Origin of the sequence: Actinosynnema sp. NPDC059335, from assembly GCF_042752395.1 — a bacterium.
In the GTDB taxonomy this organism is placed as follows: Bacteria; Actinomycetota; Actinomycetes; order Mycobacteriales; family Pseudonocardiaceae; genus Actinosynnema.
In genome coordinates, this window is sequence record NZ_JBHYXZ010000017.1 from 1 (window position 1) to 14,682 (window position 14,682).

Annotated in this window: 15 protein-coding genes and 1 pseudogene; 5 read left to right on the forward strand and 11 right to left on the reverse strand. The window is 73.6% G+C overall.

Features of this window, described 5'->3' with window-relative positions:
- Window positions 1-77 precede the first annotated feature (77 nt).
- The 3 genes and pseudogenes from ACFXGA_RS08060 to ACFXGA_RS08070 form a co-directional block, all read right to left on the reverse strand.
- Complete coding sequence (locus ACFXGA_RS08060) at window positions 78-716, reverse strand: LysE family translocator (protein ID WP_378085412.1); 639 nt, start codon at window positions 714-716, stop codon at window positions 78-80.
- A 30-nt stretch (window positions 717-746) separates the two neighbouring features.
- The gene (locus ACFXGA_RS08065; protein WP_378085414.1) at window positions 747-974 is read right to left on the reverse strand and encodes a 3-keto-5-aminohexanoate cleavage protein; all 228 of its coding nucleotides are present in this window, start codon (window positions 972-974) and stop codon (window positions 747-749) included.
- Window positions 975-1,089: 115 nt separating this feature from the next.
- A pseudogene (locus tag ACFXGA_RS08070) lies at window positions 1,090-1,476 on the reverse strand (3-keto-5-aminohexanoate cleavage protein); the annotation flags it as partial.
- 26 nt (window positions 1,477-1,502) lie between these two features.
- Here ACFXGA_RS08070 and ACFXGA_RS08075 point away from each other — a divergent pair.
- The gene (locus ACFXGA_RS08075; RefSeq protein WP_378085416.1) at window positions 1,503-1,913 is read left to right on the forward strand and encodes an SWIM zinc finger domain-containing protein; all 411 of its coding nucleotides are present in this window, start codon (window positions 1,503-1,505) and stop codon (window positions 1,911-1,913) included.
- On the opposite strand, the gene ACFXGA_RS08080 is transcribed toward ACFXGA_RS08075, so the two are convergent.
- Window positions 1,894-2,400, reverse strand: a complete 507-nt coding sequence (locus ACFXGA_RS08080) for a GNAT family N-acetyltransferase (RefSeq protein ID WP_378085418.1) — start codon at window positions 2,398-2,400, stop codon at window positions 1,894-1,896. The two genes, ACFXGA_RS08075 and ACFXGA_RS08080, sit on opposite strands and share 20 nt — an antisense overlap.
- Window positions 2,401-2,528: 128 nt before the next feature.
- On the opposite strand from ACFXGA_RS08080, the gene ACFXGA_RS08085 reads away from it, so the two are divergent.
- Window positions 2,529-2,969, forward strand: coding sequence for a protein-tyrosine phosphatase family protein (locus tag ACFXGA_RS08085; protein ID WP_378085420.1), 441 nt, complete (start codon window positions 2,529-2,531; stop codon window positions 2,967-2,969).
- Between the two features lie 57 nt (window positions 2,970-3,026).
- On the opposite strand, the gene ligA is transcribed toward ACFXGA_RS08085, so the two are convergent.
- From ligA to ACFXGA_RS08100, 3 genes are read right to left on the reverse strand one after another with little or no spacing between them, the layout of a single operon-like run.
- Complete coding sequence (gene ligA, locus ACFXGA_RS08090; protein ID WP_378085422.1) at window positions 3,027-5,177, reverse strand: NAD-dependent DNA ligase LigA; 2,151 nt, start codon at window positions 5,175-5,177, stop codon at window positions 3,027-3,029.
- A 31-nt stretch (window positions 5,178-5,208) separates the two neighbouring features.
- A complete protein-coding gene (locus ACFXGA_RS08095) occupies window positions 5,209-5,859 on the reverse strand; it encodes a hypothetical protein (RefSeq protein WP_378085424.1) in 651 nt (216 codons plus the stop codon).
- Entirely contained in the window at window positions 5,856-6,746 is an 891-nt protein-coding gene (locus tag ACFXGA_RS08100; RefSeq protein WP_378085426.1) for a LysR family transcriptional regulator, read from the reverse strand. The genes ACFXGA_RS08095 and ACFXGA_RS08100 overlap by 4 nt, the downstream gene beginning before the upstream one ends.
- Before the next feature lie 11 nt (window positions 6,747-6,757).
- On the opposite strand from ACFXGA_RS08100, the gene ACFXGA_RS08105 reads away from it, so the two are divergent.
- Window positions 6,758-7,606: a YeiH family protein gene (locus tag ACFXGA_RS08105; RefSeq protein WP_378085428.1), complete on the forward strand. Its 849-nt coding sequence runs from the start codon at window positions 6,758-6,760 to the stop codon at window positions 7,604-7,606.
- Here ACFXGA_RS08105 and ACFXGA_RS08110 read toward each other — a convergent pair.
- Genes ACFXGA_RS08110 through ACFXGA_RS08120 form a run of 3 tightly spaced genes read right to left on the reverse strand, consistent with a single transcriptional unit; the run spans window position 7,582 to window position 10,869 of the window.
- Entirely contained in the window at window positions 7,582-8,328 is a 747-nt protein-coding gene (locus ACFXGA_RS08110; RefSeq protein ID WP_378085430.1) for a succinate dehydrogenase/fumarate reductase iron-sulfur subunit, read from the reverse strand. The two genes, ACFXGA_RS08105 and ACFXGA_RS08110, sit on opposite strands and share 25 nt — an antisense overlap.
- Window positions 8,325-10,238 (reverse strand): fumarate reductase/succinate dehydrogenase flavoprotein subunit, encoded by a 1,914-nt coding sequence (locus tag ACFXGA_RS08115; protein ID WP_378085432.1) that lies wholly within the window; start codon window positions 10,236-10,238, stop codon window positions 8,325-8,327. Before ACFXGA_RS08115 ends, ACFXGA_RS08110 begins: the two co-directional genes overlap by 4 nt.
- A gap of 1 nt (window position 10,239) precedes the next feature.
- The gene (locus tag ACFXGA_RS08120) at window positions 10,240-10,869 is read right to left on the reverse strand and encodes a succinate dehydrogenase cytochrome b subunit (protein ID WP_378085434.1); all 630 of its coding nucleotides are present in this window, start codon (window positions 10,867-10,869) and stop codon (window positions 10,240-10,242) included.
- A 72-nt stretch (window positions 10,870-10,941) separates the two neighbouring features.
- On the opposite strand from ACFXGA_RS08120, the gene ACFXGA_RS08125 reads away from it, so the two are divergent.
- The gene (locus ACFXGA_RS08125; RefSeq protein WP_378085436.1) at window positions 10,942-11,847 is read left to right on the forward strand and encodes a LysR family transcriptional regulator; all 906 of its coding nucleotides are present in this window, start codon (window positions 10,942-10,944) and stop codon (window positions 11,845-11,847) included.
- A gap of 158 nt (window positions 11,848-12,005) precedes the next feature.
- Here the strand turns inward: ACFXGA_RS08125 and ACFXGA_RS08130 are convergent, their stop codons facing one another.
- The gene (locus ACFXGA_RS08130; RefSeq protein ID WP_378085438.1) at window positions 12,006-13,016 is read right to left on the reverse strand and encodes a methionine synthase; all 1,011 of its coding nucleotides are present in this window, start codon (window positions 13,014-13,016) and stop codon (window positions 12,006-12,008) included.
- A 205-nt stretch (window positions 13,017-13,221) separates the two neighbouring features.
- On the opposite strand from ACFXGA_RS08130, the gene ACFXGA_RS08135 reads away from it, so the two are divergent.
- The gene (locus ACFXGA_RS08135) at window positions 13,222-14,559 is read left to right on the forward strand and encodes a cellulose binding domain-containing protein (RefSeq protein WP_378085440.1); all 1,338 of its coding nucleotides are present in this window, start codon (window positions 13,222-13,224) and stop codon (window positions 14,557-14,559) included.
- Window positions 14,560-14,682: the final 123 nt, after the last annotated feature.

Below are 14,682 nucleotides of genomic sequence, written 5' to 3' on the forward strand. Positions count from 1 at the left end.
CAGATCTCGTTCTGAGCGTTCAACTCGGGTGTTCCGAACGTAGGACACGCGTGACGCGGACGTAGGACACGCGCGGGTCAGGGGTGGCGGCCCGTGGTGGCGATGGTGACGCCCAGGCCGATCATGGTCAGGCCGCCCGCGCCGCCCACGGCGGACAGGCGGCGGGGTGAGCGGGCGAACCAGGTGCGGGCCGTCGCGGCGACCAGGCCCCACACGCTGTCGGACGCCAGCGCGATGACGTTGAACACCAGGCCGAGCAGCAGCATCTGGGCCGCCACGTGCCCCTGCGCCCGGTCCACGAACTGCGGCAGCACGGCGGCGAAGAACACGATCGTCTTCGGGTTCGCCACGCCCACCGCGAACCCCTCCCACAGCGTGCGCAGACCGCCCCGCGCCGGACCGCCCTCGGCGAACGACGCGTGCAGCGCCCCGCGCTGCCGCCACGCCTTCACCCCCAGGTACACCAGGTACGCCGCGCCGACGAGCTTCAACGCCGTGAACACCACCGCCGACCGCTCCACGACCGCCCCGACCCCGAACGCCACGGCCACGACCAGCGCGTACGCGCCGAGGGTGTTCCCCAGCACGGTGATCAACGCGGCCCGGCGGCCCTGCGCCAGCGCCCGCCCCACCACGAACAGGACGCTCGGTCCGGGGATCACGATCAGCAGGAACGACATGGCCGCGAAGGCGATGAGCCGGTCTGTGGGCACCATGGCGCCACGAAACCACGCCGGACGCCCCCGCTACCAGCGCTTTTCGCCCGGTCGGCGGGCCAGCCGGACCAACTGCGCGTTCCCGGCCGCCACCCTCCCGTCACGCAGCGCGAGCGTGTCCTCCAACCCGATGCGGGTGTCGAGGCCGCGCGCCGACGCGTAGTCCAGCACCGGCCACGCGCTGTCGTCCTCGCCGTGCAGCAGGATCGGCACGCCCAGCGGCCCCAGCAGGTCGACCAGCCGCTCCGCGTGCGCCACGGTCTCCCCCCGGCTGCACCTCGGCCAGCACCCGGACGGTCCCCGCCGGCACGCCCGCCGCCAGCAGCGCCCGCGCCGCCTCCTCGTGGAACACGCCCAGCTCGATGCCGATGCCCGCCTCGCCCAACGCGGCCGCGACGTCCCGCCACCCGTCCTCGTGCACGTTGACCGACGCGAAGTCGGGACGCCCGGCGGCCAGCCCGGCCCACCCGCGCACCAGCTCCGCCCGCCGCACCGGGTCCGGCACGATCCACGCGGCGGTCGTCACCCCCAGCTCCGCCCCCGGCGCCGCCGCCCGCACCACGGACACCGCGGTCGCGACCTCCGGACCGGCCAGCACCTCCAGGCCCACCACGTCCCGCGGGTGCAGGTGGAACGACGTCACGCCCAGCTCGGCGCACGCCGCGGCGTCGGCCGCCAGCTGCTGCGGGGTGATCGGCAGACTAGGGTGGCTGCCCGGCTCACGGGCGCCGTTCAGACAAGCCTGGAGCACGGAACCCACCGAACCACAAGGTGTTGGATACCGCCATGCCGACGCTGACCCCAGCCCTGCTGCGCCACCACGCGGGCGCGAAGTCGTACTGGCGCGGGTTGACCTACCGGGACTCCGTGGTCGAGCTGGCCGTGCGCTCGCGGCACGTGGACGGCGTCGTGGTGGGCGCGGCCGAGTACCGGGTCGCGCTGAGGTGGGAGGACACCCGGCTGGCCGGCGCGTGCACCTGCCCGTACGGGTCGCAGGGGTTCTTCTGCAAGCACTGCGTCGCGGTCGGCCTGGTGCTGCTGGACCGCGGCCTGACCGTGCCGCCGCCGGACGCGGAGGACGAGGAGCTGCGCGCCCGCCTCGCCGAACTGGACCACGCCGAGCTGGTGGAGCTGCTCTACGACCGGGCCGCCCGCGACCACGCGCTGCGCGACGAGATCATGCGAGTTCGAGGCTGAACCCGAGCGCGGTCACGTCCACGCCCGGCACCGGCTGCCAGTCGCGGTCGGGCCGCCGCTGGAAGCCCAGCCGCCGGTAGAGCCGGTGCGCCGTGGTCATGTGCTCGGAGCTGCTCATCACCAGCCGCCGCGCGCCGAGTTCGCGGGCCCGCGCGATCACCGCGCGCACCAGCGCCTCCCCCACCCCGCGGCCGCGCGCGGTCGGGCTCACCGCGAGCATCCGGAACTCGACCTCGCCGTCCCGGCTGACCTCGGCGTACGGGGTGCCGGGGCGGACCACCGTGACGGTGCCGAGCACGGTGTCCGCGACGTCCACCGCCACCAGCAGTTCCGCCTCGCGGGCACGGGTGCGCGCATCGACCAGCGTGTCGGCGTACCCGCCGGTGTGGCTGTCGATGTGCCGGTCGGCCCGGTAGGCGGCCACCGTGACCGCGCCCGCCGCCGCCCACTCGTCTTCCCTCGCGGGCCTCACCACGATGTCGGCCATCTGGTTCCCCTCCACGTCGTCGGACGTCCCGATTGTCGTCCACCCGACCGCGCCGGCAGGCGTTCGACCGAGATTCGGCCGGACGGCCCAGCCGAACGCCTCCCGACCGCGGGCGCGATGATGTGGCGATGACACTCCCCGGTGCGATCGAACTGCCCGACGGTTCCCGGGTGCGCGGCCGAGGGCTGCGCAACCCGACCCCGGACGGCGTCCCGGACTACGCGCTGTACCTCGGTTCGCCGAAGATGCGGCAGAAGGTGATGGCCCGCCCGGACGCCCCGCCGTGGCCCCACGAGTGGTTGGAGTGGCCGGACTTCCGGCTGCCCGCGTCGACGGAGCGGGCCGTGGCGCTGATCCGCGACCTGCACGCGCGGGCCAGGTCCGGGGAGCGGGTCGAGGTGGCGTGCGGCGGCGGCATCGGGCGGACCGGCACGGTGGTCGCCTGCCTGGCCGTGCTGGCGGGCGTCCCGTCCACGGAGGCCGTGGCGTGGACGCGGGCCCACTACCACCGGCGTGCGGTGGAGACGCCGTGGCAGAAGCGGTGGGTGGCCCGCTTCCCGCACGACTGAGCCCGCCTCGCCGGGGGACCGCACGCGCACCGGTCCCCGGCGACGCGCCCAGTGACGTCAGGGCGCGGGTTCGGGGGCGTCGTCCTCGGCGACGGTGGCGACCGCGCGGGCGGCCTCCGGGCCGTCCGCGAGCAGGACGCGGAAGCCCGCCTCGTCCAGGACCGGGACCTTGAGCTGCACCGCCTTGTCGGCCTTGGAGCCCGGCGACTCGCCGACCACCACGAAGGCCGTCTTCTTCGACACCGACCCGGCGGCCTTGCCGCCCCGCGACAGGATCGCCTCCTTCGCCTCGTCCCGCGAGAACGTCTCCAGCGAACCCGTGACCACGATCGACAACCCCTCCAGGTGGCGCGGGACCGAGGTGTCGCGCTCCTCGGCCATCCGCACCCCGGCGGCCCGCCACCTGGCGACGACCGCCTGCCGCCAGGGCGTCTCGACCCACTCCCGCACGGCCGTCGCGATGGTCGGGCCCACGCCCTCGGCGGCGGCCAGCTCCTCCTCCGTCGCGGCGACTATCCGGTCCAGCGAGCCGAACTCCCGCGCCAGCGCGCGGGCCGCGGTGGGGCCCACGTGCCGGATCGACAGCGCGACCAGCACCCTCCAGAGTGGACGCTGCTTGACCAGCTCCAGGTTGTCCAGCAGCTTCACCGCGTTCGCGGTCAGCTCGCCGTCCTTGGTGCGGAAGAGGTCGACCTGCGCCAGCGCGTCCGCGTCCAGGTCGAACAGGTCGCCCTCGTCCCGGTACACCGGCGAGTCGACCAGCGCCGCCGCCGCCTCGAAGCCGAGCACCTCGATGTCCAGCGCCGACCGGGACGCGAGGTACGCGAGCCGCTCCCGGAGCTGACCGGGGCAGCCGGCCGCGTTGGGGCAGCGGATGTCGACGTCGCCCTCCTTCATCGGCCGCAGCACGTGCCCGCACTCCGGGCAGGTCAGGGGCATCTCGAACGGGTACGCGTCGGCGGGGCGGGCGTCGACCACCGGGCCGAGCACCTCGGGGATCACGTCACCGGCCTTGCGGATCACGATCCGGTCGCCGATCAGCACGCCCTTGCGCCGGACCTCGCTCGCGTTGTGCAGGGTGGCGCGGGCCACCGTGGAGCCCGCCACCTTCACCGGCTCCATCACCGCGTACGGCGTGACCCGGCCGGTGCGGCCGACCTGCACCTTGATGTCCAGCAACGTGGTGGTGGCCTCCTCCGGCGGGTACTTGAACGCGATGGCCCACCTCGGCGCGCGCGAGGTGCTGCCCAGCCGCCGCTGCAACGGCACCTCGTCCACCTTCACGACCACGCCGTCGATCTCGTGCACGGCGTCGTGCCGGTGCGCGCCCCAGTACGAGACGTGCTCGGCGATGTCGTCGAACGCGTCGAGCACCTTCGTGTGCGGCGACACCGGCAGCCCCCACGCGCGCAGCGCCTCGTACGCCTGGGACTGCCGGGCCAGCTCGAACCCCTCGCGCTTGCCGAGGCCGTGGCAGATCAGCCGCAGCCGGCGCGACGCGGTGACCTTCGGGTCCTTCTGCCGCAACGACCCGGCGGCGGTGTTGCGCGGGTTCGCGAACGGCGGCTTGCCCGCCGCCACGAGCCGCGCGTTCAGCTCCAGGAAGTCCTCCACCGCGAAGAACACCTCGCCGCGCACCTCGACCAGCGCGGGCACGGGGTGCTCGGCGGTGCCGGTCAACGTCTCCGGCACGTCCTGGAGGGTGCGCACGTTGAGCGTGACGTCCTCCCCGGTCCGGCCGTCGCCGCGGGTGAGCGCGCGCACCAGCCGGCCCTGCTCGTAGAGCAGGTTGACGGCCAGCCCGTCGATCTTCGGCTCGCACAGGAAGTGCGCGTCCTCGCCGACCTCCTTGCGCACCCGGTCGAACCAGGCCCGCAGCTCGTCCGGGGAGAACACGTTGTCGAGGCTGAGCATCCGCTCCAGGTGGTCGACCGCGGTGAACTCGGTCGAGAACGTGCCGCCGACGAGCTGGGTGGGCGAGTCGGGGGTGGCGAGCCCGGGGTGCGCCCGCTCCAGCGCCTCCAACCGACGGAGCAACGCGTCGAACTCGCCGTCACTGACCGTCGGCGAGTCGAGGACGTAGTAGCGGAACTGGTGGCCGCGCACCTCCTCCGCGAGCGCCGCGTGCTCCTCCCGCACGGCGGCGGGCACGTCCTCGACGCCCTCGGCCGGGGCGTGGGTCGGGTTCAACGAGTCGTCGCTGGTCACGGCATGAGCGTAACCAGGGGGTCCGACGATTTCAGGACCGCTCCCCGCCCATCGAGCGGACCAGGTCGCGGAACTCCAGCAGGTCGATCGCGCCCTCCGGCTCGGCGGACGCCGTCTCCACCCGGCCCAGCCGTTCACCCGCCAGCCGTTCACCGAGCGTGACGTCCAGCGGCAGGAACGTGAGGGTCTGGCGGGCCGCCGGTTCGAGCGCGGCGAACTCGGGGTGGTAGACCGCGACGTCGACCAGGCCGTCGGAGACCTGCGCGACCACCCGCACGTCGGCGAGCCGGATGCGGCGCGGCCCGAGGTTGACCGTGACCAGGGTCGGGTCGGGCACGGCGGGCACCGAGTCGTGGTACTCCCAGATCATGTCCTCCGCCGGCGCGGCCCCGATCCACGCGTCGGTGTAGGGGCGCAGCCGGGGGTCCTCGCGGCTGGTGATCACCAGGGCGTAGATGGCGCGGTGCCCGCGTTCGAGGGAGAACTCCAGGTCCGGGTGCATGGCGGCGACCAGCGCGCCCAGCGCGCCCTCCACCCGGTGCGGCTCGCCGTCGCCCAGGGCCGCGTTCACGGTCGGCAGCAGCTCGAACCACGCCGGCCAGAAGGCGGCCGCGGCCTCGTCCGGGTTCGGCAGGTGGACCGGCTCGGGTTCGGGCTCGGTGCGGCGGCGGAACCAGCTCATGGCTCCATTGAACTACGGCGGCAGGCCACCGCGAGCAGTTCCGCCGCGGGTCCCACGAGCCTGCGGTCGGCAGGCCACGCGGCCCGCAGCACGCGGCGCAGGTCCAGCTCCACGGGCGCTTCGGCCAGCCGCCCCTCGGCGAGGTCGACGGCCACGGCGAGCACGCTGAGCACGGCGGGCGCGACCCCGGCGACGACCGCGCCGCGCACGGCGGTGGTGGAGCCCAGCTCCAGCGCGGGCGGGCACGCGTCGGGCAGCGCCCGGTCCAGCGTGTCCCGGGTGCCGGAGCCGCGTTCCCGCACGACCAGGGGTGTCGCGGCCAGTTCGGCGGCGGTGAGCGGGCGTCGGCGGCGGGCCCACGGGTGCCCCGGCGCGACGACCAGCGCCAGCCGGTCCACGGCCACCCGGCGCGTGGAGAGCCCCGGCAGCGGGCCCGGGGCCTCGACGAACCCCAGGTCGACCGCGCCGTCGCGGACCAGCGCCACGACCGTCCCGGAGTTCGTCACCCGGAGGCCGACGCGCAGCTCGGGCCGGGTCCGGCGCAGCTCGCCGATCCAGCCCGGCGCGAGGTGCTCGGCCACGGTCATGCTCGCGGCCACCCGCAGCTCGGCCTCCTGCGCCGAGCGCAGCGCCCGCGCGCCCTCGACCAGGCCCGCGACCTCGTCCAACACCCGCCGCGCGCGCTCGGTCACCACCACGCCGGCCGGGGTCAGCACGGACCCGCGCCGCCCCCGGTCGACCAGCACCACGCCGAGCCTGCGTTCCAACGTGGACAGCCGCTTGCTCGCCGAGGGCTGCGCGATGCCCAGCTCCTCGGCGGCCCGCCCGAGGCTGCCCAGCTCCCCGACCAGCACCAGCAGGCGCAGCGACTCGAGGTCCGGGGTCATAGCCACAGGGTATGACCCCAGACCCGGACGCCGGCTACCGGGAACGTTCGCCCGGACGGAGGGTGGGCGGTGTGCTGATCGCCGCGTTGGTCCTGGGTGTGGTGGTGGGCGGACGCGTGCCCGACGTGGCGGGCGCCACCCGCGTGCTGCTGCGCGTCGGGGTGGTCCTGCTCGGGCTGCAACTGTCCGTCCCGCAGCTGTGGGGCCTGGGACCGGGCGTCCTGGTCGCCATCGTGGTCACGGTCGCGGTGACGTTCTTCGGCACGCTGGCGCTCGGCCGCTGCCTCGGCCTGCCGCGCGGCCTCACCGTGCTCGTGGCCGGCGGTTTCGCCATCTGCGGGGCCTCGGCCATCGCCGCCGTCGAGGGCCGGGTGGACCGGGAGGACGGGCACGTGGCCGCGAGCGTCGCCCTCGTCACCCTCTACGGCGCCCTGGCCATGGTCGCGTTGCCGCTGCTGGGGGCCTCGCCGCAGTGGATCGGGCTCAGCGTGCACGAGGTCGCGCAGGTGGCCGCCGCCGCGCCCGCCGGCGGTCTGGCCACGGCCATGGCGGTGAAGCTCGGCCGGGTGGCGCTGCTCGTGCCGATCGTGGCCTGCGTCGGCCGCCGGGGCGCGCCGCCGGTGCCCGGCTTCCTGCTCGGGTTCCTGGCGGCGGTGGCGGTCGGCCCGCTGCTGCCGACCGCCGTCCTGGGCGTGGCCGAGACCGCGACGACGGTCGTGCTGGCCGTCGCCCTGTTCGGCCTCGGCACGGCCGTGCGGCCCCGGGCGCTGCTGCGGACCGGCCCGCGGGCACTCCTGCTGGGGCTGCTCTCGACGCTGCTGGTGTGCGGGACGGGCTACCTGTCGCTGCGGGTGGTGTGAGCGCGCAGCAGGTCGGCGTTCAGGCGGGCGATCGTGGTCAGCGGGATGCCCTTGGGGCACGCCGACGTGCACTCGCCGGTGTTCGTGCAGCCGCCGAACCCGGCCGCGTCGTGCTCGGCGACCATGTCCCGCGCCCGCGAGTACCGCTCCGGCTGCCCCTGCGGCAGCACGCCCAGGTGCGTGGCCTTCGCGGCGGTGAACAGCATCGCCGACCCGTTCGGGCACGCGGCCACGCACGCACCGCAGCCGATGCACGCCGCCGCCTCGAACGCAGTGTCCGCGTCGGGCTTGGGCACGGGCGTGGCGTGCGCGTCCGGCGCGGACCCCGTCGGCACGCTGATGTACCCGCCGGCCGCCACGATCCGGTCGAACGCCGACCGGTCCACCACCAGGTCGCGCACCACCGGGAACGGCCGCGCCCGCCACGGCTCGACGGTCACCACGTCGCCGTCGCGGAAGTGCCGCAGGTGCAGCTGGCACGCCGTGGTCGCCTTCTCCGGCCCGTGCGCCACCCCGTTGATCATCATCCCGCACGCGCCGCAGATGCCCTCGCGGCAGTCGTGGTCGAACGCCACCGGCTCCTGCCCGGCCGTGATCAGCCGCTCGTTGAGCACGTCCAGCGCCTCCAGGAACGACATGTCCGGCGACAGGTCGTCCAGGGCGTACTCCACCAGCCGCCCGGTCGCGCCGCTCTGCCGCCAGATCCGCAGGGTGAGTTTCACGCGTAGCTCCGGGTGCTCGGGGTGACGTGCTCGAAGACCAGTTCTTCCTTGTGCAGCACGGGCGGTCGGCCCACGCCCGTGTACTCCCACGCGGCCACGTAGGAGAAGTTCGCGTCGTCCCGCAGCGCCTCGCCGTCCGGGGTCCGGCTCTCCGACCGGAAGTGGCCGCCGCACGACTCCTCGCGGTGCAGCGCGTCCACGCACATCAGCTCCGCCAGCTCGAGGAAGTCCGCGACCCGGCCCGCCTTCTCCAGCTCCTGGTTCAGCCGCTCGCCGTCGCCGGGCACCTTGACCCGGGCCCAGAACTCCTCGCGCAGCTCCGGGATGCGCTCCAGCGCCTTGCGCAGCCCCGCCGCGTCGCGCTCCATGCCGCACTCGTCCCACATCAGCCTGCCCAGCTCGCGGTGGAACGACTCGACCGTGCGGTCGCCGTCCACGGCCAGCAGCGTCTTCACCCGGCCGCGCACCTCCGACATCGTGTCCGCGACCACCGGGTGGCTCTCGTCGACCGGTTCGAACGGCGCGTCGGCCAGGTAGTCGCCGATCACGCCGGGCAGCACGAAGTAGCCGTCCGCCAGGCCCTGCATCAGCGCGGACGCGCCCAGGCGGTTCGCGCCGTGGTCGGAGAAGTTGGCCTCGCCGATCACGTAGAGGCCGGGGATCGTGGAGCGCAGGTCGTAGTCGACCCACAATCCCCCCATCGTGTAGTGGACGGCCGGGTAGATGCGCATCGGCGTCCGGTAGGGGTCGTCGCCGGTGATGCGCTGGTACATCTCGAACAGGTTCCCGTAGCGCTGCTCGACGGCGTGCGCGCCGAGGCGCCGGATGGCGTCGGCGAAGTCGAGGTACACGCCGCGCTTCTCGTCGGAGATGTTCTTCGCCGCCCGGGACGCGATGTCGCGCGGCACCAGGTTGCCGAAGCTCGGGTACATGCGCTCCAGGAAGTAGTCGCGGTCGGCATCGGGGATGTCGTTGGGCGCACGCGTGTCGTGCGGGTCGCGCGGCACCCACACGCGGCCGTCGTTGCGCAGCGACTCGCTCATCAGGGTGAGCTTCGACTGGTGGTCGCCGCTGATCGGGATGCACGTCGGGTGGATCTGGATGAAGCACGGGTTCGCGAACAGCGCGCCCCGCCGGTGCGCCCGCCAGATCGCGGTGGCGTTGCAGCCCTTGGCGTTGGTGGACAGGTGGAACACGTTGCCGTAACCGCCGGTCGCGAGCACGACGGCGTCGGCGAAGTGGGTGGACACCGCGCCGCTGACGAGGTCGCGCACGACGATCCCGCGCGCCCGGCCGTCCACCACGACCAGGTCCAGCATCTCGGTGCGCGGGTGCGTCTCGACGCGCCCGGCGGCGACCTGGCGCTCCAGGGCCTGGTACGCGCCCAGCAGGAGCTGCTGCCCCGTCTGGCCGCGGGCGTAGAACGTGCGGGAGACCTGCGCGCCGCCGAACGACCTGGTGTCCAGCAGGCCGCCGTACTCGCGGGCGAACGGCACGCCCTGCGCCACGCACTGGTCGATGATCTCGACGCTGATCTGCGCCAACCGGTACACGTTCGACTCGCGCGAGCGGAAGTCGCCGCCCTTGACGGTGTCGTGGAACAGGCGGTGCACGCTGTCGCCGTCGTTGCGGTAGTTCTTGGCCGCGTTGATGCCGCCCTGCGCGGCGATGCTGTGCGCGCGGCGCGGGCTGTCCTGGTAGCAGAACGACTTGACGCGGTAGCCCAGCTCGGCCAGCGTCGCCGCGGCCGAGCCGCCCGCGAGGCCCGTGCCGACCACGATCACGCTGCGGGTGCGCCGGTTCGCCGGGTTGACCAGGCGGGCCGAGAAGCGGCGGCGGTCCCAGCGGGACTCGATCGGCCCGGACGGCACGCGGTGGTCGGCGATCGGAGCGCCTTCGGTGTAGGGCATGTCAGCTCACCAATCCGGTGAAAACGGCGAAGGGGACGGACAGGAACCCGGCGCAGACCACCACGGCGACGCCGAGTCCGATCACGCGCGAGGTGGTGACGCCGAGGGTCTGGGTGGCGCTCCACACGCCGTGGCGGATGTGGAAGCCGAGGGCGAGCACGGCGACGGTGTAGGCGAGCACGACGTACCAGTGCCGGAAGTCGGCGACCACGTTCGCGTGAATCTCGCCGGGCACGCCGTGGGGGTTGAGCCACCCGACGGTGAGGTCGAGCAGGTGGTAGACGACGAACAGGGCGATGATCACGCCGCCCCAGCGCATGGTGCGGGCGGCGTAGCTGCCCTGGACGCGCCTGCGGTGCTCGTAGCGGCCCCCGGCCCGGCGGGCGCGGGCGGTGAGCTGGTAGGCGGCGAGGAAGTGCAACGCCACGCAGGCGAGCAGCGCGACCCGGGTCGGCCAGACCGCGCCGATCTCGCGCAGCCACCGGCCGTAGCCGTCGATCGCCTCCGCGCCGGAGAAGACGGTCAGGTTGCCGAGCATGTGCACGACGACGTAGAGCAGCAGCCCGGCGCCGGTGACCGCCATGACGACCTTCTTGCCGACGGTGGTGCGGTAGAGCCCGATCGTGTCCACGTCGATGACGCTAGGAACGGGTGTGACAAGTCGTCCAATACATCGTGAGCTGGCGGAGGATAGCCTCGGGCTATGACGCTCCAGCAGCTCGTGTACTTCCTGGCAGTGGCCCGGACGCGGCACTTCACCCGGGCCGCGGCCGAGGTGCGTGTGGCGCAGCCCTCACTGTCCAAGCAGATCCACGCGCTGGAGAAGGAGCTGGGGGCGGAGCTGTTCAGCCGGGCGCGCGGGAACGTCGCGCTGACGCCGGCGGGCGAGGCGCTGCTGCCCGTGGCGCAGCGGATCCTGTCCGATGTGGACACGGCGCGGCTGGAGGTGGCCGAGCTGGTGGGGCTGCGGCGGGGGCGGGTGCGGGTGGGCGCGACGCCGAGCCTGTGCGGCAGCCTGTTCGCGGACGTGATCAAGCGGTACCACGACGCGTACCCCGGCATCCAGGTGTCGGTGACCGAGGGCGGGTCGCGGGACCTGGTCGCGGCGTTGGAGGCGGGTCAGCTCGACCTGGCGCTGGTGATCGTGTCGCCGGCGGACGCCGACCGGGCGTTGACCGTGGTGCCGGTGCTGCGGGAGGAGCTGGTGGTGGCGTCGGCCGAGCCGCTGGGCGTGGCCCGGATGCGGTTGACGGACCTGCGCGAGCACCCGCTGGTGATGTTCCGGCCGGGGTACGACCTGCGGGAGACGACGTTGGCGGCGTGCCGGCAGGCGGGGTTCGAGCCGGGGTTCGCGGTGGAGGGCGGGGAGATGGACGCCGTGCTGCGGTTCGTGGAGGTGGGGTTGGGGGTGGCGATCGTGCCGAGCACGGTGCTGGCGACCCGGTCGTTGCACGGCACCCCGCTCACGCCGGCCACGACGCGGACGGTGGCGCTGGCCCACCGGACCGACGTGGCCCCGACCACGGCCGGCCGCGCGTTCCGCAGCGTCCTGCTGTCCTTCCTCCGCGACGCCCCGCTCCCCCCGGGCGTCCACCTGGCCACCCCCTAACCGACGCGAGAGTCCAACCCTCAACGCGCGAGAGTCCAACGCCCACGTGCGGTGAGTTCAACACTGGACCGACCACGCGGTATGCCGAGCGTTGAACTCACGTGCGCCGAACGTTGGACTCTCGCGTTGTGAACGTTGGACTCTCGCGCCGCCTGGGGTTACCAGGTTTCCGGTGGTTCGACGAACGCCTTGGCCAGGTCGCGGGTGAACGCCAGGGCGCGTCGCGCCCACGCCTCGCTCGCCCCCGCCATGCCGCACGTCGGCGTCGGCACGGCGTGCGTGCCCAGGATCGACCGCGGGAACCCGAGCCGGTCCACGAGGTCCAGCGCGGGCTGGGCCAGCGACTTCAGCGCCGGCCGCGTGGCCGGGTCGGTGCTCGGGGCCAGGCCCAGCAGCAGCTGGGTCTTCTCCTCCCACGCCTCGCCGATCTCGTCCCACACCGCGTCGTCCAGGACCGTGACGTCGAACGAGACCGCCCGCGCGCCCGCCTGCCGGAGCAGCGTGACCGGCGGCTTCGGCGCGCAGCAGTGCACGATCACGTCGGCGTCGAGGCCGTCGATGACGGTCTGCAACACCGCCCGCGCGTCCGGCTCCGGGACGGCCGGGACCGTGCCCAGCTTGGACGGGGTCGGCAGCAGGCCCCGGAGCACGGCGGGCAGCCCCGGTTCGTCGAGCTGCACGACGACCTTCGCCCCGGTCCGCTTGCCCACCTCGGCCACGTGCCGGTTGACGCCCTCGACCAGGGACTCGGTGAACTCGCGCAACGCGCCCCGGTCGGTGAGCACGCGGTGGCCGCGCGCCAGCTCGACGCTTGCGGTGAGCGTCCACGGCCCGGCCGCCTGCACCTTCACCACCCGCGGCCCCACGGGGTCGGCGGCCTCCTCGAACGCGTCCAGGTCACGGCGCAGCAGGTCCACCGCGCGCCGGTGGTCCCGACCGGGGTGCGCGGTGGTCCGCCAGCCGGAGGGGACCACCTCCACCGGCAGGTCGACCAGCAGCGCCGCGGTGCGGCCGATCATGTCCGCGCCGACGCCGCGCGCGGGCAGTTCGGGCAGGTGGGGCAGGTCGGGGAGTTCGCCGAGCACGATCCTGGCGGCCTCCAGCGGGTCGTTTCCGGGTAGCGAGCCGATGCCGGTGGCGGCGCCGGCGGACCAAGGGAGGGCATCCACGCGCACAGTCTCCCACCACCGCCGCTCGGCCGTTCGACGGCGAAAAGGTCTAGACCCATTGACGACATGGTCCAGACCACATACCGTCACGGTGTCGGTGCCGACAGTGTCGAGCGGCGCCGCCACGACGTGGTGTGGGGGCGTGCCGCGCCCCGCGCCCCCACACCACCTCCACCCCGTTCCCCCTGCACGGGAGTAGGTGCCGATGTCCCGCAAGCGCAAGAGCCTGGCCGCGTTGGCGGCGGGCGTCACCGCGGTCCTGACCGCCGGTCTGCTGCTGGCCGCCCCCGCGGGCGCCGCGCCGACCCCCACCGCCGTGTTCACCCAGGACTCCACGTGGGGTTCGGGGTACCAGGGCAAGTTCACCGTCACCGCCGGCACGGCCGCGCTGTCCGGGTGGAAGGTCGAGTTCGACCTGCCGGCGGGCACCACGCCCGGCTCGTACTGGGACGCCGCGCTGACCAGCAGCGGCACCCACCACACGTTCACCAACCGCGAGTACAACGGCAGCCTCGCGGCCGGCGCGTCCACGTCGTTCGGGTTCCTGGTGAACGGCACGGGCCTGCCCGCCAACTGCAAGCTCAACGGCCAGCCGTGCGCCGGCGGTGGAACCACGACCACGACGACAACGACGACGACCACCACCACTTCCGACCAGCCCCCGCCGCCCGGCAGCCTGAAGTCCGCGCCGTACGTCGACATCACCATGCCGACGCCGTCGCTGGAGTCGGTCGCCCGCGCCACGGGGCAGAAGGTGTTCACGCTCGCCTTCGCGCTCGCGGACAGCACCGGCTGCAACCCGGCGTGGGGCGGCACGATCCCGCTGAACGACAGCCGGATCATCAACGACGTGCGCGCGCTCAAGGCGTTGGGCGGTGACGTCGTCGTGGCGACCGGCGGCGCGGCCGGGCCGTACCTGGAGTACTCGTGCTCCACCGCGGACGCGCTGCTGGCGGCGTACAAGAAGGTGCTCGACGCGGTGGGCAGCAACCACCTGGACGTGGACGTCGAAGCCTCCATCCCGCACGACATGGTCAACACGGCGTTGAAGCGCCTGCAGACCGAGCGCGGCACGTCGATCAGCTACACGATGCGCGTGCAGGGCGACGACTACGGCATGGACCCGTACTCGGTGCAGATCCTGCAGAACGCCGCCGCCAAGGGCCTGACCGTGCTGGTGAACCCGATGACGATGGAGTTCGGCTCGTCCCGCCCGGACTGGGGCGACGCCGTCATCGCCGCCGCCGAGAGCAGCCTGCGGCAGATGAAGCAGATCTGGCCCGCCAAGTCGGACGCGGAGCTGAAGCGACTGCTCGGCGTGACCCCGATGATCGGCCGCAACTTCAACGGCAAGGTCTTCACCCAGGCGCACGCGCGCAAGCTCGTGACCTGGGCGAACACGAACCGGATCGGCCTGCTGGGCTTCTGGTCCGTGGGCCGTGACAACGGCGGCTGCCCCGGCGGCGGCATCTCGCCGACGTGCAGCAGCATCAGCCAGTCGCAGTACGAATTCACCAACATCTTCAAGGGCTTCACGGCCTGACCGTGCTGCGGTGGGGGGGGGGGCGGGGCCCCCCCCCCCCGCCCCCCAGCCCCGCACCCCGCACAACCCCCCCCAGGCCGGGGCGATTAAAAAAAAAACCCCGCCCCCCCGAATTTTGGGGTT